The organism is Bacillus sp. TH22, from assembly GCF_016651015.1.
Taxonomy (GTDB): Bacteria; Bacillota; Bacilli; order Bacillales; family Bacillaceae_G; genus Bacillus_A; species Bacillus_A mycoides.
On the sequence record NZ_JAEKER010000001.1, the window covers coordinates 4,696,587 to 4,718,828 of the forward strand.

The 22,242-nt window shown below is 36.9% G+C and carries 18 protein-coding genes and 1 riboswitch; all 18 genes read left to right on the top strand.

Annotated features, from left to right (window positions below; translation table 11 throughout):
• Window positions 1-107 precede the first annotated feature (107 nt).
• Window positions 108-2,261 carry a polyribonucleotide nucleotidyltransferase gene (gene pnp, locus JFU18_RS24065; RefSeq protein WP_002033682.1) on the top strand — a complete coding sequence of 718 codons (2,154 nt, stop codon included), beginning with the start codon at window positions 108-110 and terminating at the stop codon, window positions 2,259-2,261.
• A gap of 154 nt (window positions 2,262-2,415) precedes the next feature.
• Entirely contained in the window at window positions 2,416-3,315 is a 900-nt protein-coding gene (locus tag JFU18_RS24070) for a polysaccharide deacetylase family protein (RefSeq protein WP_085312222.1), read from the top strand.
• A gap of 86 nt (window positions 3,316-3,401) precedes the next feature.
• Entirely contained in the window at window positions 3,402-4,643 is a 1,242-nt protein-coding gene (locus JFU18_RS24075) for a M16 family metallopeptidase (protein WP_002088150.1), read from the top strand.
• 135 nt (window positions 4,644-4,778) lie between these two features.
• Complete coding sequence (locus JFU18_RS24080; protein ID WP_002014571.1) at window positions 4,779-5,027, top strand: YlmC/YmxH family sporulation protein; 249 nt, start codon at window positions 4,779-4,781, stop codon at window positions 5,025-5,027.
• 172 nt (window positions 5,028-5,199) lie between these two features.
• Complete coding sequence (dpaA, locus tag JFU18_RS24085; protein ID WP_002128797.1) at window positions 5,200-6,102, top strand: dipicolinic acid synthetase subunit A; 903 nt, start codon at window positions 5,200-5,202, stop codon at window positions 6,100-6,102.
• On the top strand, window positions 6,099-6,698 hold the full coding sequence (dpaB, locus tag JFU18_RS24090; RefSeq protein WP_002111357.1) for a dipicolinate synthase subunit B: 600 nt from the start codon (window positions 6,099-6,101) through the stop codon (window positions 6,696-6,698). Before dpaA ends, dpaB begins: the two co-directional genes overlap by 4 nt.
• Before the next feature lie 149 nt (window positions 6,699-6,847).
• Complete coding sequence (asd, locus tag JFU18_RS24095; protein WP_201031671.1) at window positions 6,848-7,894, top strand: aspartate-semialdehyde dehydrogenase; 1,047 nt, start codon at window positions 6,848-6,850, stop codon at window positions 7,892-7,894.
• 23 nt (window positions 7,895-7,917) lie between these two features.
• Window positions 7,918-9,150, top strand: coding sequence for an aspartate kinase (gene dapG / locus JFU18_RS24100; RefSeq protein WP_002088068.1), 1,233 nt, complete (start codon window positions 7,918-7,920; stop codon window positions 9,148-9,150).
• Window positions 9,151-9,161: 11 nt separating this feature from the next.
• Window positions 9,162-10,040, top strand: a complete 879-nt coding sequence (gene dapA, locus JFU18_RS24105) for a 4-hydroxy-tetrahydrodipicolinate synthase (RefSeq protein WP_085312219.1) — start codon at window positions 9,162-9,164, stop codon at window positions 10,038-10,040.
• A 608-nt stretch (window positions 10,041-10,648) separates the two neighbouring features.
• Complete coding sequence (locus JFU18_RS24110; RefSeq protein ID WP_002190494.1) at window positions 10,649-12,319, top strand: ribonuclease J; 1,671 nt, start codon at window positions 10,649-10,651, stop codon at window positions 12,317-12,319.
• A 102-nt stretch (window positions 12,320-12,421) separates the two neighbouring features.
• Window positions 12,422-13,171: a translocation-enhancing protein TepA gene (gene tepA / locus JFU18_RS24115; RefSeq protein WP_002014582.1), complete on the top strand. Its 750-nt coding sequence runs from the start codon at window positions 12,422-12,424 to the stop codon at window positions 13,169-13,171.
• Entirely contained in the window at window positions 13,168-13,371 is a 204-nt protein-coding gene (locus JFU18_RS24120) for a YlzJ-like family protein (protein ID WP_002088064.1), read from the top strand. Before tepA ends, JFU18_RS24120 begins: the two co-directional genes overlap by 4 nt.
• A gap of 214 nt (window positions 13,372-13,585) precedes the next feature.
• Window positions 13,586-15,970 carry a DNA translocase FtsK gene (locus tag JFU18_RS24125; RefSeq protein ID WP_201031669.1) on the top strand — a complete coding sequence of 795 codons (2,385 nt, stop codon included), beginning with the start codon at window positions 13,586-13,588 and terminating at the stop codon, window positions 15,968-15,970.
• 203 nt (window positions 15,971-16,173) lie between these two features.
• Window positions 16,174-16,275: riboswitch (purine riboswitch) on the top strand.
• A gap of 233 nt (window positions 16,276-16,508) precedes the next feature.
• Complete coding sequence (locus tag JFU18_RS24130; protein ID WP_002088063.1) at window positions 16,509-17,234, top strand: GntR family transcriptional regulator; 726 nt, start codon at window positions 16,509-16,511, stop codon at window positions 17,232-17,234.
• A 90-nt stretch (window positions 17,235-17,324) separates the two neighbouring features.
• Window positions 17,325-18,401: a BMP family lipoprotein gene (locus tag JFU18_RS24135; RefSeq protein WP_002128714.1), complete on the top strand. Its 1,077-nt coding sequence runs from the start codon at window positions 17,325-17,327 to the stop codon at window positions 18,399-18,401.
• 108 nt (window positions 18,402-18,509) lie between these two features.
• Window positions 18,510-20,042, top strand: coding sequence for an ABC transporter ATP-binding protein (locus JFU18_RS24140; RefSeq protein WP_201034252.1), 1,533 nt, complete (start codon window positions 18,510-18,512; stop codon window positions 20,040-20,042).
• Entirely contained in the window at window positions 20,035-21,093 is a 1,059-nt protein-coding gene (locus JFU18_RS24145) for an ABC transporter permease (RefSeq protein ID WP_002088061.1), read from the top strand. The genes JFU18_RS24140 and JFU18_RS24145 overlap by 8 nt, the downstream gene beginning before the upstream one ends.
• Window positions 21,094-22,053: an ABC transporter permease gene (locus JFU18_RS24150; RefSeq protein ID WP_000008059.1), complete on the top strand. Its 960-nt coding sequence runs from the start codon at window positions 21,094-21,096 to the stop codon at window positions 22,051-22,053. It begins immediately after the preceding gene.
• Window positions 22,054-22,242: the final 189 nt, after the last annotated feature.

A 22,242-nucleotide genomic window follows, 5' to 3' on the forward strand; every position in this document is an offset into this window, starting at 1 on the left:
TCTTTATAGCTTACTTAATTTTCGGCAATACTAGAGGAAAGAATATTGTGATATACTACCCATTTACATAGAAGAATTGAATATTTTAAATTGAGAGGGGTACTTAAATGAGTCAGGAAAAGCAAGTCTTCTCGATAGATTTAGCTGGTCGTCAGCTAACAATTGAAACAAGTCAGCTTGCAAAACAAGCAAACGGAGCAGTATTAGTAAGATATGGCGACACAGCAGTTCTATCTACAGCAACTGCATCAAAAGAGCCAAAAAATGTAGATTTCTTCCCGCTTACAGTAAACTATGAAGAGCGTTTATATGCAGTCGGAAAAATCCCAGGCGGTTTTATTAAGCGCGAAGGCCGTCCAAGTGAAAAAGCAATTTTAGCAAGTCGTTTAATTGACCGTCCAATCCGTCCACTTTTCGCAGATGGTTTCCGTAATGAAGTACAAGTTGTCAGCATCGTAATGAGTGTTGATCAAGATTGTTCTTCTGAGATGGCAGCTATGCTTGGTTCTTCATTAGCATTATCTATTTCAGATATTCCATTTGAAGGTCCAATCGCAGGTGCGACAGTTGGTCGTATTAATGGCGAGTTCGTTATTAATCCAACAGTAGAACAGCAAGAACAAAGTGATATGCACCTTGTTGTAGCTGGTACGAAAGATGCAATTAACATGGTTGAAGCAGGAGCGGATCAAGTACCTGAAGAAACAATGTTAGAAGCAATTATGTTTGGACACGATGAAATTAAACGTCTAATTGCATTCCAAGAAGAGATTGTACAAGCTGTCGGTAAAGAGAAAACAGCAGTGAAACTTTATGAAGTGGATGCTGATTTGAACCAAGCTGTACGTGAAATGGCTGAGACAGATATGCATTCTGCAATTCAAGTGCACGAAAAACATGCACGTGAAGATGCAATTAGCGTAGTGAAAAAGCGTGTAATTGAGCATTACGAAGCTGAGGAAGCTGATGCTGATACATTAGGACAAGTAAGTGAGATTTTATATAAAATTGTAAAAGAAGAAGTACGTCGTCTTATTACAGTTGAAAAAATCCGCCCAGATGGTCGTAAAGGTGACGAAATTCGTCCTTTAGCATCAGAGGTTGGCATTTTATCTCGTACACATGGTTCTGGTTTATTCACACGTGGACAAACGCAAGCATTAAGTATTTGTACATTAGGTGCATTAGGCGATGTGCAAATTTTAGATGGTCTAGGTGTAGAAGAGTCAAAACGCTTTATGCACCATTATAATTTCCCTTCATTTAGTGTTGGTGAAACAAGACCAATGCGTGGACCAGGTCGTCGTGAAATTGGTCACGGAGCACTAGGAGAACGAGCTCTTGAACCTGTACTTCCATCTGAAAAGGATTTCCCATATACAGTTCGTCTTGTATCTGAAGTATTAGAGTCAAATGGTTCTACTTCACAAGCAAGTATTTGCGGTAGTACATTAGCGATGATGGATGCGGGTGTACCACTTAAAGCACCAGTTGCTGGTATTGCAATGGGTCTAGTGAAATCTGGTGAGCATTACACAATTTTAACAGATATTCAAGGAATGGAAGACCATTTAGGTGATATGGACTTTAAAGTAGCAGGTACTGCAAAAGGTGTAACTGCACTACAAATGGACATTAAAATCGATGGTTTATCTCGTGAGATTTTAGAAGAAGCATTACAACAAGCGAAAGTTGGTCGTATGCACATTCTAAATCACATGTTATCTGTTATCGCTGAACCTCGCATTGAGTTATCTGCGTATGCTCCGAAGATTATTACAATGGCAATTAACCCAGATAAAATTCGTGATGTTATTGGACCAAGTGGTAAACAAATCAATAAAATCATTGAAGAAACTGGCGTTAAAATTGACATCGAGCAAGATGGTACAGTATTCATTTCATCAATTAATCAAGAGATGAATGAAAAAGCGAAGAAAATTATCGAAGATATCGTTCGCGAAGTACAAGTAGGCGAAATCTACTTAGGAAAAGTTAAACGCGTTGAAAAATTCGGTGCGTTCGTTGAATTATTTAGCGGTAAAGATGGACTTGTTCACATTTCTGAACTTGCACTTGAGCGTGTAGGTAAGGTAGAAGACGTTGTGAAAATCGGTGATGAGATTTCAGTTAAAGTTATCGAGATTGACAAACAAGGTCGTGTAAACTTATCTAGAAAAGTATTGCTAAAAGAAGAGCAAGAAAAAGAAGCAGCTAAAGAAGAAGCAGCTAAAGAAGAAAACGCACAAGAGCAACAATAAGTGAAAGCCAGTTTAGCTGGCTTTTTTTGTTATGTAAAAAATGTGATTTATTTAGATTTTTATGTGAGTATAGGTATAGTTTTCATCATAACGCTCAAATTAACAAAGATAAGAAGAAAATGGTTTCTTTTTTATAGTTAATGGGAGGGTTTATATGAAAGCTCGTATATTAGCGTACATATTTATATTTTCTTTATATATGGGTTGTGGCTTTTATTCCGTTTTTGCGCAGGATAACTTGCATGAAGAGATTCAAAAGCATGTAAAACAGTACGAGATTATGCCGCAAAATGCGATGATTGATAAGATTTGGAAGGCGACGCCTGGGTATAATGGAAAACAAGTGGATATAGAAGCGTCCTATAATAATATGAAGAAAATCAAGAAGTTTGATCAAAAACAACTTGAATTTAAGGAAGTATCACCGAGTGTTCACTTAGAAGATTTACCACCAGCTCCCATTTATCGAGGACATCCAAATAAAAAGATGGTGGGATTAACAATTAATGTGGCCTGGGGTAATGAGTATTTGCCACGTATATTAGAGATATTGAAAAAACATGATGTGAAGGCGACTTTCTTTTTAGAAGGACGCTGGGTGAAAGAAAACTTACGATTTGCCAAAATGATTGTCGATGCAAATCAAGAAGTAGGAAATCATTCTTACACACACCCTAATATGAAAACGCTGTCTACAGATGAAATACGAGATCAATTACAAAAAACGAATCGAATGATAGAAGCAGCTACAAATCAGAAAGTGAGATGGTTTGCTCCGCCAAGTGGAAGCTTTCGGGATGAGGTAGTAAAAATAGCGGATGATTTCCAAATGGGGACGATTATGTGGACTGTAGATACAATTGATTGGAAGCGGCCAGAACCGGGTGTGCTATTGCAGAGAGTAATGCGAAAAATACATCCAGGTGCTATTGTGCTAATGCATCCTACTTCATCTACAACAGAAGCGCTAGATACTATGATTAAAAATTTAAAGGAACAAGGATATAAAGTGGGGAATATTACAGAATTACTAGATGAAAAACGTGTGGATTAAATACATTTGCATGACATTCATCTCTAAACTTGTTATCATTAAATAATAGCAATTATTTAGAGAAACTGGCATTAGGAGGAAAGTTTTTGATTAAAAAATATACGTGTAAAAATGGTGTAAGAATTGTTATGGAGAATATACCAACTGTACGCTCGGTTGCGATTGGTATATGGATCCACGCAGGTTCAAGAAATGAAAATGAAAAAAATAATGGGGTTTCGCACTTTTTGGAACATATGTTCTTTAAAGGGACAGAAACGCGAAGTGCAAGAGAGATTGCAGAATCATTTGATAGCATTGGTGGACAAGTAAATGCTTTTACTTCAAAAGAATATACATGTTACTATGCGAAAGTGCTAGATGAGCATGCTAAATATGCATTAGATGTTTTAGCAGATATGTTCTTTAATTCAACATTTGATGAGGAAGAACTGAAAAAAGAGAAGAATGTTGTATGTGAAGAAATAAAAATGTACGAAGATGCGCCAGATGATATTGTGCATGATATGTTAACGAAAGCAACATATGAAACGCATCCGCTTGGATATCCTATTTTAGGAACAGAAGAAACGCTTGAAACATTTACAGGTGATACGTTACGTCAATATATGAAAGATCATTACACACCTGAAAATGTTGTTGTATCAATTGCAGGGAATATTGATGAAGCATTTTTACAAACTGTAGAGCAATATTTCGGTAGTTACGAAGGGACAACAAATCGTGAACAAGTACATAGCCCAATTTTCCATTTCAATAAAGTAGCACGTAAGAAGGAAACAGAACAAGCTCATTTATGTTTAGGATATAAAGGCTTGCAAATGGGACACGAAGATATTTATAACTTAATTGTATTAAATAATGTTTTAGGCGGTAGTATGAGTAGCCGTTTATTCCAAGAAGTACGTGAGCAACGCGGGTTAGCGTACTCAGTGTTCTCTTATCACTCTTCTTATGAAGATACAGGAATGTTAACACTTTACGGTGGAACAGGTAGTAAACAATTAGATACACTGTATGAAACAATGCAAGAAACGTTAAATACGTTGAAAAATACAGGTATTACAGAAAAAGAGCTTGTTAACAGTAAAGAACAATTAAAAGGAAACTTAATGTTAAGTTTAGAAAGTACGAATAGTCGTATGAGCCGTAATGGTAAAAACGAATTGCTCCTTCGTAAACATCGTTCTCTTGATGAGATTATTGAAAGTGTAAACACTGTAACAAAGCAAAATGTAGACGAGTTAATTCGCAATATGTTTACCGATGAATTCTCTGCGGCACTTATTAGTCCAGATGGAAAACTGCCAAAAGGAATGAAACTTTAATCGATCTTGTAATTCATTCGCTTTCGGAAATAACCGTATCTCTTTTATATGAGATACGGTTATTTTTTTTATATATGGAGAATAGGTACTTATTATAGGATAACCTTCATAAAAAGTAGGATAGGGGGAGATTTAATGCGTTTAAGTGAATTAAGTGGCAAAGAGATTGTGGATTTAGAAAGAGCAGAAAAAATGGGAGTTTTAGGTCATGCAGATTTAGAAATTGATGAGAGAGATGGAAAAATACAAGCGCTTATTATACCTGCTGGGAAATGGGGAGGTTTTAAAAGAGAACAGCAAGAAGTGAGAGTAGAATGGAGCAAAATAAAGAAGGTTGGAAATGATATGATACTTTGCGATCTTACGAACCATTCAAGATCATAGTGAAAGATGACCATTTTGGTTGTCTTTTTTTTATCTTTATATAAAGAAGATAAATCACGTGTGCTTTTTGTTTTTCAATCACCTCAAACTCGTACATTACATATGATGTGGAGGAAAAAGAAAAAGTAGGCATTTTTCTTATAAATGAAAGAAAAAGAAGGTGAATTAGGGAATGTTGACTGAGATGCATATTGCTGTCATAGGAGGAGATGCACGGCAGCTAGAAGTAATTCGCAAGCTAGTCGAACTGGACGCGAAACTTTCATTAATAGGGTTTGAACAGTTAGATCATGGCTTCACAGGGGCAGCAAAGGAAAGTATACAAGATTTAAATTTCACTTCTTTAGATGCAATTATTTTGCCGGTTGCAGGGACGAATGCCAGAGGAGAAGTAGATACTATTTTTTCAAATGAAAAAGTTTCCATAACGAAAGAACAAATTGAAAAGACGCCAGAAAACTTCACTATATATTCAGGTATTGGTACACCTTACTTGGAAAATCTCGTAGCTACTACAAATCGCAAACTTGTAAAATTATTTGATCGTGATGATGTTGCAATCTATAACTCTATTCCGACCGTAGAAGGTACACTAATGATGGTTATTCAACATACTGATTACACAATTCATGGATCGAATGTAATGGTTTTAGGATTTGGTAGAACTGGTATGAGTGTTGCAAGAGCCTTTCAATCATTAGGAGCACATGTCAAAGTTGGAGCGAGACGTTCGGAACATATTGCTCGTATTACAGAAATGATGTTTTCTCCTTTTCATATGCAAGACATAGAGAAAGAAGTAGGTAATATCGATATTGTTATTAATACAATTCCGCATCTCGTTGTGACAGCGAATGTTATTTCAAAAATGCCAGCTCATACGCTAGTTATTGATTTAGCTTCTAAGCCAGGTGGCACGGACTTTCGCTATGCGGAGAAGCGTGGAGTGAAGGCATTATTAGCACCTGGTCTTCCTGGGATTGTTGCACCGAAAACAGCAGGACAAATATTAGCGAATGTTCTTTCTCAGTTATTAATAGCGGATGCAATCGCAAAGGAGGATGATGAGAAATGAGTTTGAAGGGAAAACGAATTGGTTTCGGATTTACAGGGTCACATTGTACGTATGAAGAAGTTATGCCACATTTAGAGAAGTTAATTGCAGAAGGTGCAGAAGTACGTCCCGTTGTTTCTTATACTGTCCAATCAACAAATACTAGATTTGGCGAAGGGGAAGAATGGATTAAAAAGATCGAAGAAATAACCGGTTTTAAGGCAATTAATTCAATCGTTGGCGCAGAGCCACTAGGACCGAAAATTCCACTAGATTGCATGGTGATCGCACCACTAACAGGGAATTCGATGAGTAAATTTGCAAATGCAATGACAGACTCTCCAGTATTAATGGCAGCAAAAGCGACGCTTAGAAATGGGAAGCCTGTCGTATTGGCTGTTTCGACGAATGATGCTTTAGGGCTTAATGGAGTAAATCTCATGCGCCTAATGGCTACAAAAGACATCTACTTCGTACCATTTGGCCAAGATGCACCAGAGAAAAAACCGAACTCAATGGTAGCTCGTATGGAGTTACTTGAAGATACAGTATTGGAAGCGCTACAAGGAAAACAATTACAACCTGTTGTTGTAGAAAAATTCAGATATATGAATTAAAAAACGAAAAAAACGTACAATTTTTGTTGAAACCATCATTCTTACTGTAGAATATGATAAAATTAACGTTATTAAGATTAGAGGGGGCATTGTAAGCTCCTTCTAATTCTAAGTTATAGAAGGATTGGTATCTAGAAAGGGGCATAGTGATGGAAAAGCAAAAAACTTTTCATGTCGCTGTAGTTGGAGCAACCGGCGCAGTTGGTGAACAAATGTTAAATACTTTAGAGAAACGAGAATTTCCAATTGGGAAGTTAACGTTACTTTCATCTAAACGATCTGCAGGTAAGAAACTTGTATTTAAAGGCGAAGAATTTACAGTTCAAGAGGCAACTCCTGAAAGTTTTGAAGGAGTAGATATTGCACTATTTAGTGCAGGTGGATCTGTATCGAAACAATTAGCGCCAGAAGCAGCAAAGCGCGGTGCAATTGTTGTTGATAATACAAGTGCATTCCGTATGACAGAAAACGTGCCACTTGTTGTACCTGAAGTAAATGAAAATGATTTAAAAGAACATAATGGTATTATTGCAAATCCAAACTGTTCTACAATTCAAATGGTAGTAGCTCTTGAGCCAGTTCGCCAGCAATATGGTTTAAAACGAGTAATCGTTTCCACATATCAAGCTGTATCAGGTGCTGGTGCGGCAGCTATTGAAGAACTTCATGAACAATCACAAGCAATCTTAAATGGCGAAGAAGTAAAGGCGAATGTTTTACCTGTATCAGGTGACGAAAAGCATTTCCAAATCGCTTTTAATGCTATTCCACAGATTGATAAATTCCAAGATAATGGATTTACATTCGAAGAAATGAAAATGATTAATGAAACGAAAAAAATTATGCATATGCCTGAATTAGAAGTAGCTGCGACATGTGTACGTTTACCAGTTGTATCGGGTCATTCCGAGTCTGTATACATTGAAGTAGATAAAAAAGGCGTAACAGTAGAAGAAATGAAAAACTTACTTGCAAATGCAGAAGGTATTGTACTGCAAGATAATCCAGCAGAGCAGTTATATCCAATGCCAGCTACTGCAGTAGGTAAAAATGAAGTATTCGTTGGAAGAATCCGTAAAGATTTAAATAATGATAAAGGATTCCACCTTTGGGTCGTATCTGATAACTTATTAAAAGGCGCTGCATGGAATTCTGTTCAAATTGCAGAGCGCTTAGTAAAATTACAATTAGTGTAAACGGCTAAGAGAAGGTGCAAAATATGAAAATTATTGTTCAAAAATTTGGTGGTACATCAGTACGTGATGACAATGGGCGCAAGCATGCGCTTCACCATATAAAAAAATCGTTAGCTGCTGGTTATAAAGTAGTTACTGTTGTATCAGCAATGGGCCGTAAAGGTGAACCGTATGCAACTGATACGTTATTAAGTCTTGTAAATCAAGAGGAACCTAATATTTCTAAACGTGAGCAAGATTTATTATTATCATGCGGAGAATTAATCTCAGCAATTGTTTTCTCTAACATGTTGAATGAGAATGGTATAAAAGCAGCAGCATTAAATGGTGCGCAAGCTGGTTTTGTAACGAATAATGACTTTACGAATGCTAAGATTATTGAAATGAATTGCGATCGTATACATGAAGAGTTACAAAATGTAGATGTTATCGTCGTGACTGGATTCCAAGGTCAAACGAAAAATGGAGATACGACAACACTTGGACGCGGAGGTAGTGATACCTCAGCTTCAGCATTAGGTGTTGCGCTTCATGCTGAATATATCGATATCTTCACAGATGTTGAAGGTGTTATGACTGCGGATCCTCGTATCGTAAAAGATGCACGTCATCTTCAAACTGTAACATATAACGAGATTTGTAACATGGCTTATCAGGGTGCGAAAGTTGTTCATCCGCGTGCGGTTGAAATTGCGATGCATGCAAAAGTACCACTTCGTGTACGTTCTACGTATTCTGATAGTGAAGGTACGCTTATTGCGGCATATGATGGTGCTACAAAAGGGCAGGATGTAGAAGAACGTCCTGTTACAGGGATTGCCCATGTGTCAAACGTAACGCAAATTAAAGTGCTTGCAAAAGAAACTGCATATGATTTACAACAACACGTGTTTAAAGAAATGGCTAATGAAGGGATTAGTGTGGACTTAATTAACATTTCTCCTACTGGTGTAGCTTACACAGTAAAGGATAGTGTATCAGCGCGTGCAGTTGAGGTTTTAAAGCAACTTGGATATGATCCAGTGGTGACAGAGCATTGTGCGAAGGTTTCTATCGTTGGTGCTGGAATGGCAGGTATTCCAGGGGTTACAGCGAAAATTGTCACAGCTTTAGCGGAAAAAGGTATTCAAATTCTGCAATCAGCAGATAGTCATACGACAATTTGGGTTCTTGTAAAAGAAGCCGATTTAGTGGAGGCTGTGAATGCATTACATAGTGCATTTGAGCTTTCAAAAGAAAAGCAACTGGAACAATAAGGAGTGAGATCATGATAGATTTTGGGACAATTGCAACCGCGATGGTAACACCGTTTGATAAAAATGGTAATATCGATTTTGCAAAGACAACGAAATTGGTAAATTATTTAATTGATAACGGTACAACAGCAATCGTGGTAGGAGGGACGACTGGAGAATCTCCTACATTAACATCAGAAGAAAAAGTAGCGTTATATCGCCATGTCGTATCTGTTGTCGATAAAAGGGTGCCCGTCATCGCTGGAACAGGTAGCAATAATACGCATGCTTCTGTCGATTTAACAAAAAAGGCAACTGAAGTTGGTGTTGATGCAGTTATGCTAGTGGCACCGTATTATAATAAACCGAGTCAAGAAGGGATGTACCAGCACTTTAAAACAATCGCTGAAAGCACTCCGCTTCCGGTAATGCTATATAATGTTCCAGGACGATCTATTGTACAAATCTCCGTTGATACAGTTGTTCGTTTATCAGAAATAGAAAACATTGTTGCGATTAAAGATGCAGGCGGCGATGTATTAACAATGACAGAAATCATTGAAAAAACAGCGGACGACTTTGCAGTATACAGCGGTGATGATGGTTTAACATTACCAGCTATGGCAATTGGAGCAAAAGGTATTGTTTCTGTAGCATCTCATGTTATCGGGAATGAAATGCAAGAAATGATTGCTGCATTCCAAGCTGGAGAGTTCAAAAAAGCGCAGAAATTACATCAATTACTAGTAAAAGTAACGGATGCACTATTTATGGCGCCGAGCCCAACACCAGTAAAAACAGCATTACAAATGGTGGGATTAAATGTAGGTTCTGTACGTTTGCCACTTCTTCCATTAACGGAAGAAGAAAGAATAACGTTACAATCCGTAATGCAATCTATTCCTCGTTAATAAAAATGACCTAGTGTGAAACTAGGTCATTTTTATTTTGACTAACTATATGTAAGTGATGAAAATTAGCTATAGTTAATAGGCTGTAATAAGAAGGGGATGGCAGGGGGGAGAATTAGTAAGAAACTGATTACAGAGATAAGATTTTTTTAGTGAATATCGTTTCATGTTTATGTAAAGAATTTACATGAATATTTTTCCATCAAACTCTTATTACGTAGGGAAAATAGTAAAACTGATATGAATTTTGCCCTCTTAAATTATAATCTCATTTTAATGTCTTCTCTTGTCTTTCGCATAATTTAACTTGTGTTCTATTTCTTGTATCAGTTATAATATGGCTAAGTAGCTTAGTACGGGTATGCTTAGCAAAATTGGTAAAAATTAAGATTTAATGAAATTTTCATATCATATCGAATAAGATATTTGATTTATATAATGAAAGAGAGGTGAAACCTGGTTTAAAAAATTAACAAGGACATGATATCGCATAACGGTAAGGACATTCGTCTTGGACGGTGAATATATGGTGGTTGTAGAGTTTCCCCTGGTGTCTCTGCAATTTTAGTGAAATCAGTGTTTGCAAGATTTTTAAACCAGGCAACAACATGAAGAGAAAAGAGAATGAGTCTGTTAAAGTATTTGCTCTTGGCGGAGTAGGTGAAATCGGAAAAAACATGTACTGTGTTGAAATTGATTCTGAAATCTTTATTGTAGATGCCGGATTGATGTTCCCGGGAGATGAAATGTTTGGGATTGATATTGTTATTCCTGACATTACATATTTAGTAGAAAATCAAGAGCGAGTAAAAGGACTATTTATTACCCATGGTCATGAAGATCATATTGGTGGAATTGTTTATGTGCTTCGTAAATTATCTATTCCAGTATATGCGACGAAATTAACGGTAGGACTTATACAAGAAAAGCTTGGCGAAGCAGGAATGTTAGGCCGTGTAGACTTAAAAACAATTGACTCGAATTCAACAGTAGAGTTTAATTCAACAAATGTGTCATTCTTCGGAACGACACATAGTATTCCGGATTCTGTGGGTGTTTGTTTCCATACATCAAAAGGTGCTGTAGTATATACAGGAGACTTTAAATTTGATCAAACTCCAATCGGAAATAGTGGAGCAGACCTTGGGAAAATGGCACAAATTGGAAATGAAGGCGTACTTTGCTTGTTATCTGATAGTACAAACGCTGAACGTCCTGGTTATACAGGTTCGGAAAAAGAAGTTGGTATAGAGATTTCTAAAGTATTCTATAGTTCAGAAGGGCGTATTATTGTTGCTTCATTTGCCTCCAATGTACACCGTATTCAACAAGTGTTTGATGCAGCTGCTGAAACTGGAAGGAAAGTAGCGGTAGTAGGACGTAGCATGGTGAAAGTGGTAGATATTGCAAGACGTCTTGGTTATTTAGATGTTCCAGAAGGTATGGTTATTTCATTACAAGAAATAGACAATTTCCCGGAAAAAAAGGTAGCTATCTTAACGACTGGTAGTCAAGGGGAACCGATGGCAGCCCTTTCTAGAATGGCGAAACAAGCTCATAAACAAATTTCAATTCGTAAAGGTGATACTGTTATTATTGCAGCTTCTCCAATTCCAGGAAATGAAGTATCTGTATCAAAAATTATTGACTTGTTATTTAGATCTGGTGCTGAGGTTATTTATTACGGTGAAAGAAAAGTTCACGTTTCAGGTCATGGTAGCCAAGAAGAATTAAAGCTGATGATAAATTTAATGAAGCCGAAGTATTTTGTACCCGTACATGGTGAGTTCCGTATGCAAAAAGCACATGCGTATTTAGCGGAAGATGTAGGTATTAAGAGAGAAAATATCTTTATCGTAGAAAAAGGCGATGTAATTGCTTTTGGTGACGATGAAGCAAAATTAGCTGGTAAAGTGCAAGCTGGTAATGTTTTAATTGATGGATTAGGTGTAGGTGACGTCGGTAACATCGTTCTTCGAGATAGAAAGATGTTATCTCAAGATGGAATTTTAGTTGTTGTTGTAACACTTGGTAAGGATGAAAAGAAAATAATCTCTGGTCCAGAAATTATTTCACGCGGCTTTGTATATGTTCGTGAATCGGAAGCATTAATCGAACGATCCACAGATATTGTACGTATGATTGTTGAACAATCAATTAAAGAATATACAATTGAATGGTCTATGTTGAAACAAAATATTCGTGAATTATTAGGGCAGTTCTTGTACGAAGAAACGAAGAGAAAGCCAATGATTTTACCGATTATTATGGAAGTATAAAGAAGGTCACCTTTACAGGTGATCTTTTTCTTTTTTAACCCTATCGAATGAAATTCATAACTTAAGAAATAATAGTTATATACGAGTGAAAGGGGATGCGATATGACAGAACGTGATCGTTATACAAATGAAGAAAAAGAAGCTGAGCCGAAAGAAGTTCCAAAAGAGGCTTCTATAGTGGAGAAAATTCAGCAACTTGGACAGACAAATGTACCACAAATGAATGAATCGCGTATTCATTGCTTAACAATTGTTGGGCAGGTGGAAGGTCATATTCAGTTGCCACCACAAAATAAAACAACAAAATATGAACACATCATTCCGCAAATTGTCGCGATTGAACAAAATCCAAAAATTGAAGGTTTACTGTTAATATTAAATACAGTTGGGGGTGACGTTGAAGCTGGATTAGCGATTTCTGAAATGGTGGCTTCGCTTTCAAAACCAACTGTATCTCTTGTTTTAGGAGGAGGGCATTCAATCGGTGTACCGATTGCGGTCTCAACTGATTATTCATTTATTGCCGAAACAGCGACGATGACAATTCATCCGATTCGTTTAACTGGTCTTGTTATAGGTGTGCCACAAACATTTGAGTATTTGGATAAAATGCAAGAAAGAGTCATTCGATTTGTGACAAAGCATTCGAAAGTAACGGAAGATCGTTTTAAAGAGCTTATGTTTGCAAAAGGGAATTTGACGCGAGATATTGGGACGAATGTAATAGGTGGAGATGCAGTGAAGTATGGTCTTATAGATGGTGTCGGTGGTATTGGTAGCGCACTTCGAAAATTAAACGAATTAATTGATGAACGCAAGGATAATAGTACAGAAGGGACAATGCTACAATGATTTTATATACAATTATGCCAGAGCAACTTGTGTATCCGGCCGATTATTCACAATGCGAAAGTCAAAAAGTTGTGAATATAAATGGCGTGGAATTAGTGGTTTCTGAGGAGGATAATCAATGTTACTCTATTGTACGTGTATTAAGTACGAATCCGTCTCACTACCTAGAGTTTGAGCCTGGACAGAAAATTACCTTTTAGCAAAAAGAAGGATTTTGTTTAGGAGCTATGGTATAATATAAAAAACAAGACGGTTGAGCAGCCATGAGTAGGCTGCTTTCTTCTGTTTATTTAACATTTTACAAGAAGTGTAAAAATAGAAGATATAAAGACCTGAAAAATAGAGAGAAAGACATGTAAGTAGAGCTTTTTTATAAGAAAGTTGTACTTAATTTTTAGAACACGAGGTGAAGAAATGGCAAAACAAAAGCAAAGAGGGACGAAGGCTAAGGCAAGACGTACGATAAAGCCAACTTTGTATTATGAAATCGTCGGGTTGACTCTTTTTGCACTTTCGATTATTACGATTTTACAGCTAGGTGTTGTAGGGAAATCGTTTGTGTTATTTTTTCGCTTCTTCTTTGGTGAGTGGTACATAATTGGTGTGTTAGGTGTAATAGCTTTATCTGTTGCGTTTGTAATAAAGCGGGGATGGCCCAACCTTTTAAATAAACGGCTAATAGGTGTTTATTTAATTGTACTAGCAATATTAATGTTTAGTCATATTACATTATTTAACCTGCTTACGAAAGATGGAGCTGTACAAAATACTTCTGTAATTGTTAGTACAAAAGATTACTTCTTCCTTGAAATGAAAAAGGGCCCGGATAGTGTTCATTTAGGTGGTGGTATGTTCGGTGCATTGATGTTCGCAACGTGCTACTTCTTATTTGACGAAGTAGGGGCATATATCATTGGAATTATTTTAGTTATTCTTGGAATACTTTGTATAACAAATAAACATATTGGAGAAGTACTTGCTCCGGTAGGGAGAATTCTTAGAAGTCAGTTTCAAGTAATGCAAGGGGATTATAAAGATTGGAAATCTCAAAGGGTTGCCGAGCAAACTGAAAAGAAAAAAACAACAAGAAGCAAGAGGCGTGAACGTGTTGCTGAACAAGAAGAAGCTATTGAGCCAGTAGAAGAAATAGAAATTGGTCCACCAATTATTTCGAATTTTACTGAGAATTATCCAGTACGTGAAGAGACGGAAAAGCAGCTAGAAGAAAATGATTTAATCACTCCTCCGTTTATTGAAGAGGCAGTTCCGCCTGCGCCAGAAGAACAACCTCACAAGAAACGAGGAGAAAAAATCGTTGAATCGCTAGAAGGTGAAACGAAAGCACCTCCTATGCAATTTTCTAATGTGGAAAATAAAGATTATAAGCTTCCTTCGCTTGATATATTAAAGTTTCCCCAAAATAAGCAAGTTACAAATGAAAATGCGGAAATTTATGAAAATGCTCGTAAATTGGAACGTACATTCCAAAGTTTTGGTGTGAAAGCGAAAGTAACAAAAGTACATAGAGGTCCTGCAGTTACGAAATATGAAGTGTATCCTGATATGGGAGTAAAGGTAAGTAAAATTGTTAGTTTAAGTGATGATTTAGCGCTTGCTTTAGCAGCGAAAGACATTCGTATTGAAGCACCTATTCCCGGGAAATCAGCTGTAGGGATTGAGGTTCCGAATTCAGAAGTTTCTATGGTAACGCTGAGAGAAGTTCTTGATTCAAAGGCGAATAACCACCCAGAAGAGAAGTTATTAATCGGTCTTGGACGTGATGTTACAGGAGAGGCTGTATTGGCACGTTTAAATAAAATGCCCCATTTATTAGTAGCTGGTGCGACTGGTAGTGGAAAGAGTGTATGTATTAATGGAATTATTGTAAGTATTTTAATGCGTGCAAAACCGCATGAAGTAAAATTAATGATGATTGATCCGAAAATGGTAGAGTTAAATGTATATAACGGTGTTCCGCACTTATTAACACCAGTCGTAACTGATCCGAAAAAAGCATCACAGGCTTTGAAGAAAGTTGTGAGTGAAATGGAGCGTCGTTATGAATTATTTGCGCATAGCGGTACGCGTAACATTGAAGGATATAATGATTATATTAAAGAACATAATAGCCAATCGGAAGCGAAACAACCTGAATTACCATATATTGTAGTAATTGTGGACGAGTTAGCTGATTTAATGATGGTTGCTTCTTCGGATGTAGAAGATGCGATTATGCGTTTAGCGCAAATGGCACGTGCTGCTGGTATTCATTTAATTATTGCGACTCAGCGCCCGTCAGTTGATGTTATCACAGGTGTTATTAAAGCGAATATTCCATCGCGTATTGCATTTGCTGTATCTTCCCAAATAGATTCTCGAACGATTCTTGACGGTGGTGGTGCAGAAAAGTTGCTAGGTCGTGGAGATATGTTATTCATACCAATTGGTGCATCGAAACCTGTTCGTGTACAAGGGGCATTTTTATCAGATGATGAAGTTGAGAGAGTCGTAGAATCTGTTATTGCGCAGCAAAAAGCGCAATATCAAGAGGATATGATTCCACAAGATGTTCCTGAAACAAAGCAGGAAGTAGAAGATGAATTATACGATGAAGCGGTTCAGCTTGTAGTAGAAATGCAAACAGCATCTGTTTCTATGTTACAACGTAGATTTAGAGTAGGATATACGCGAGCAGCTCGTTTAATTGATGCCATGGAAATGAATGGTGTAGTAGGTCCTTATGAAGGTAGTAAACCAAGGGGAGTACTCATTAAAGATGTGCAAGAAAAAAGTTCTTAAAAAAAGCCTAATTGTTTTTACAATTAGGCTTTTTTATATGCTGTTTTTGTTATATACTATAGTCACCGACTAAGAAAGGGCTTACATTTTTAAGGGTCCTTTAGAATACGAATGCTTATCGTTTTGGTTTTCAAAACGTTCGATATTTAATGTAGAAAAATGTTGAAATCTGTTGACACATATGGGAGCAAGTGGTAAGATTACTTCGAAAAGAATCACTGCCTCATATAATCTTGGAGATAAGGTCCATAAGTTTCTACCTGGCAACCATGAATTGCTAGACTATGAGGGGAAAAGTGTGTAACAAAGGATGTAAGGAATCTTTGTGCCGAACTTTTTCTCTATATGAGAAATGTTTATGGTACAAAGTTTTTTTTATGGAATAAAGTGTGAAAATTTCATCTTGAAAAATTATTAATATTTGTTCGATAATTACGCTTATTTTTAGTATTTAGTAATTTATACTATGTTGTAAGTTGAAAAAAGAGAAAAGAAGTCTTACATCAGAGGTCGAATAATTGAAATGCGGGGGAGTCTTATGTCAGTAAAATCCGATAGTCGTCACCTATATTTGCGGGTGATTGATCACATCAAAGGAAAAATTAAAGATGGGGCTTACAAAGAAAAACAAAAGTTACCTTCAGAGTTTGATCTAGCGAAAGAACTTGGTGTAAGTAGGGCAACTTTAAGGGAAGCACTACGTATTTTAGAAGAAGAAAATGTTGTTATTCGTAGACATGGTGTAGGGACATTTGTAAATGCGAAGCCGTTATTTTCTTCCGGAATAGAGCAACTTTCTAGTATTACAGATATGATTTCTAGTGTGGGGAAAACACCAGGAACAATCTTTTTATCATCATCTACAACAACTTTAACAGAAGAAGAAAAAGAGAAATTTAATTGTGAAGATGCTTTTAGCGCAGTAATGATTGAACGTGTTCGTACAGCGGATGGGGAACCAGTTGTATATTGCATTGATAAACTGGCAAAAGAGATATTACCAGATTTATCGGGATACAATGAGGAATCGCTGCTTACAGTAATACATAATAATACGCACAAGCGTATCACATACGCAGTTGCTCACATTGAACCGATTGGTTATCACCCGAAAATTTCACCGATTTTAGAATGTGAACCTGAAACGGCACTGCTAGTTTTAAAACAAATGCACTATGATCAAAATGATGAGCCAATCTTATATTCTATTAATTACTTTAGAGCTGATAAGTTTAGCTTCCACGTATTAAGAAAACGTATGTAGGGAAGTTCCTTTTTAGGGAGGTGACAGCAAGAAGTAAGGGACAGCAGCGTATGAATCATTAGACAAAACATTTCAGGAGGGGTTTCTAGTATGAAGAAAAAAACAGGTCTTTTATTATCGTTAACGTTAGCAGCAAGTACAGTGTTAGGTGCATGTGGTAACTCGGATAAAGCGGATAGTGACAAAAAAGGGGATAAAGAGTTTAAGGTTGGTATGGTTACAGATGTTGGGGGCGTTGATGACAAATCATTTAACCAATCAGCTTGGGAAGGTTTAACGAAATTTGGTAAAGACAACGATTTAAAGAAAAATGAAGGATATCGTTACCTTCAATCAAGTAAAGATGCTGATTACATTCCGAATTTAACGAAATTTGCGAAAGATCATTATAACACAACATTTGGTATCGGCTACTTAATGGAGAAATCAATTGAAAAGGTGGCTGAACAGTATCCAAAAGAGCAATTTGCGATTGTAGATACAGTTGTAAAGAAGCCGAACGTAACAAGTATTACATTTAAAGACCATGAAGGTTCATTCCTAGTTGGAGCTGTAGCAGCGATGACAACAAAATCAAATAAAGTTGGTTTTGTTGGTGGTGTGAAGAGTCCGTTAATTACAAAATTCGAATCAGGTTTTAAAGCTGGTGCAAAAGCAGTAAATCCAAATATCGAAATTGTATCACAATATGCTGATGCATTTGATAAGCCAGAAAAAGGATCTGTATTAGCTTCAGCAATGTACGGTCAAGGCGTTGACGTAATTTACCATGCTTCAGGTGCAACTGGTAACGGTGTATTCACAGAAGCGAAAAACCGTAAGAAAAAAGGTGAAAATGTTTGGGTAATCGGTGTTGACCGTGACCAAAATCAAGAAGGCATGCCTGAAAACGTAACTTTAACTTCAATGGTAAAACGTGTTGATGTTGCAGTAGCAAAAGTAGCGCAAGAAGCGAAAGATGGTAAGTTAAAAGGCGGTAAAGTAGAAGAGTTCGGCTTAAAAGATGATGGCGTTGGTATTGCGAAAACAACTGATAATGTGAAAAAAGTAAACCCGGAAATTTTAACAAAAATAGAAGAGTTTGAGAAGAAAATCACTGCTGGTGAAATTAAAGTACCTGCGACTGATGATGAATATAAAGCATACGAAGCTGCTCTAAAGAAATAATGATAGAGCAATAGCAAAGGTTAGTTCTTAGAACTAACCTTTGCATATATAAAAATACTTTTAATAGAGTGTAATTAGGGAGTGTTCCCTGCTAGAAGGAGGAACAAAATGGAATACGTAATTGAGATGAACAATATTACAAAAGTATTCCCAGGCATTGTAGCGAATGATGATATTACGCTGCAAGTAAAACAGGGAGAGATACACGCTTTACTTGGAGAAAATGGTGCAGGGAAATCAACGTTGATGAATGTACTGTTCGGTTTGTATCAACCAGAAAAGGGCGAAATTAAAATTAAAGGAAACCCTGTAAAAATTACAAATCCGAATATAGCAAATGACCTTGGAATTGGGATGGTCCATCAGCACTTTATGCTTGTTCATAATTTTACAGTTACAGAGAATATCATTCTTGGAAATGAGCCGAAGAGAAAAGGGAAAATAGCTGTTGAAGAGGCTGCAAAAGAAATTAAACAATTATCTGAACAGTACGGTTTAGCTGTTGATCCAAATGCAAAGATTGAAGATATTTCGGTTGGGATGCAGCAAAGGGTTGAAATATTAAAGACGCTTTATCGTGGTGCGGAGATTTTAATATTCGATGAACCGACTGCAGTGTTAACTCCTCAAGAAATTCATGAGTTGATTCAAATTATGAAAAAGCTTGTGCAAGAAGGAAAATCTATCATTCTTATTACACATAAATTAAAAGAAATTATGGAAGTTTGCGATCGTTGCACAATTATTCGTAAAGGTAAAGGAATTGGTACAGTTGACGTTGCGAAAATGGATGAACATAAACTTGCAGAATTAATGGTCGGACGTCAAGTGAATTTTAAAACAGAAAAAATAGGGGCCAAACCGAAAGAGGAGGTTCTGTCTGTTGCGAATCTTGTCGTTCATGATGCACGCCAATTACCTGCTGTAAAAGGCCTTGACTTAACTGTTCGTGCAGGAGAAATCGTTGGTATTGCAGGGATTGATGGAAATGGTCAAAGTGAATTAATAGAGGCGATTACTGGTTTACGAAAAGTTGAGTCAGGTTCTATTGCAATTAAAGGAAAAGAAATAACGAATTGGCCTGTTCGAAGAATTACAGAGGAAGGAATTGGTCATATTCCAGAAGACCGTCATAAACACGGGCTAGTTCTTGATTTTTCTGTTAAAGACAATATAGTTTTGCAAACATACTATAAAAATCCATTTTCAAAGAAGGGGATTTTAAACTTTAGCAAAATCACAGAGAAAGCAAAGGCGCTTATTGAACAGTTTGATGTACGTACGCCTAGCGAACAAACATTAGCGCGTGCTCTATCAGGTGGAAATCAGCAGAAAGCTATCATTGCACGTGAAGTAGATCGTAATCCAGATTTATTAATTGCAGCACAACCAACACGTGGTTTAGATGTAGGTGCGATTGAATTTATTCATAAAAAATTAATCGAGCAGAGAGATAATGGGAAAGCAGTATTACTTCTATCGCTAGAACTGGATGAAATTTTAAATGTAAGTGATCGAGTTGCTGTTATATATGAAGGTAAAATTGTAGCAATTGTCGATGCGAAAGAAACAAATGAACAACAGCTTGGTTTGTTGATGGCTGGCGGAACGGAGAAAGAGAAGGTGAATACAAATGGCTAAAAAATTTTTAACGGAGCGAACAATTAACATTTTAGTTCCTGTATTATCCGTTATTTTTGGTTTACTTGTTGGTGCCATTGTAATGTTAGTTAGTGGATATGATCCAATTGTTGGGTATGCAGCGCTTTGGGAAGGAATGGTTGGAAATCCGCAGGCTATCGGTGAGACGCTACGTACGATGATTCCACTCGTGTTAGCTGGTCTGTCTGTTGCATTTGCGTTTCGTACAGGTCTCTTTAACATTGGGGTAGAAGGACAATTATTAGTTGGATGGCTTGCCGCTGTCTGGTTTGGATATGCAGTATCGTTACCAGCATTTTTGCATATTCCGTTATCTATTTTAGTAGCCGCGATTGCCGGTGGTTTATGGGGATTTATACCTGGTTATTTAAAAGGAAAGCTTAAAGTAAATGAAGTAATTGTCACAATTATGATGAACTACATTGCACTTTATGTTACGTATGATCTTATTAAACGTTTTATACATGAAGGTAATGAGAAATCTTATGATGTACAAGCGAGTGCTTCATTAGCTTCTGATTGGCTATCTTCATTGACAGATGGATCTCGTTTGCACTGGGGAATTGTTGTAGCTATTTTAATTGCTATTGTAATGTGGTTCGTATTAGATAGAACTACGTTAGGATATGAGTTGAAATCGGTTGGTTTTAACCAAAATGCATCGCAATATGCAGGGATGAAAGTCTCTCGTAATGTTGTATTATCAATGACAATTGCTGGCGCTTTTGCTGGAATTGGTGGGGCAATGGAAGGTCTAGGAACATTCCAAAGTATGACGGCAATGACATCGTTTACTGGTATTGGATTCGATGGGATTGCGGTAGCTCTTCTTGGAGGAAATAATCCGTTTGGTATATTATTATCGGCTTTACTGTTCGGTGGTTTGAAAAGTGCAGCCCCGCAAATGAATTTTGAAGCAGATGTACCTTCTGAGTTAATTAATGTTATTATCGCATGTATTATTTTCTTTGTTGCTTGCAGTTATGTTTTACGCTGGGCACTTACACGCATGAGCAAGGAGGGGAAATAAATGAGCTTTATAGATATTTTAGCCATTCTTGTGACTGGTACTTTATATACGGCAGCGCCACTTATTTTTACGGCGTTAGGTGGAGTGTTCAGTGAACGTTCTGGGGTTGTAAATATAGCCTTAGAAGGTTTAATGTTATTTGGTGCATTTACTGGTATCGTTACAACGTTATTAATGGGTGATACGTGGGGAGCAATGACTCCTTGGATTGCACTATTATTTGCAGCTATTGGTAGTGGGTTATTTGCACTTCTTCACGCAGTAGCGTCCATTACATTCCGCGCGGATCAAGTAGTAAGTGGGGTAGCGATTAACTTTTTGGCTCTCGGTTTAACAGTATTTGCGATTAAGAAAATCTTTGGTAAAGGACAGACTGATTTTATTCAATACCGTATTGAAAAAATCGATGTCCCAGGTCTATCAGATATTCCAGTTATCGGAAAAATATTTTTCTCAAACGTACCGTTAACATCGTATATTGCCATTATTTTAGCATTTGTTGTTTGGTACATTATTTATAAAACACCGTTCGGTCTTCGTCTACGTGCTGTTGGTGAACATCCAATGGCAGCAGATACGATGGGGATTAATGTATATAAAATGCGTTATATTGCAGTTTGTATATCTGGAATGTTTGCAGGAGTGGGTGGTGCGGTCTTCGCAATGTCGATTTCTGGTAACTTCTCAGGTGCTACAATTACTGGACAAGGTTTCTTAGCACTAGCAGCTATGATCTTTGGTAAATGGAATCCACTTGGTGCTCTTGGAGCCGCACTGTTCTTCGGATTTGCGCAATCACTTGGGATAACAGGTGGTACAATTCCTGTATTGAAAGAAATTCCAAGTGTATTCTTAACGATATTACCGTATGTATTTACAATATTAGCACTTGTTGGTTTTGTAGGCCGATCTGAAGCTCCGAAAGCATTAGGAACGCCTTATGAAAAAGGAAAACGATGAGTATTTAGAAAGTATAAAAAAAGCTCGCACATTAGTGCGGGCTTTTTTACATAGAATATATTTAATACGGAATTTTACTATGTTCCTTACATATTAAAGTTTTTAGAAAGACTCAAATGTAAGCATAATAAGGAAGAAAAGTTGATTTTTTATTCCTAAAAACTGTATATTGAAGAGGAATATTCCTAC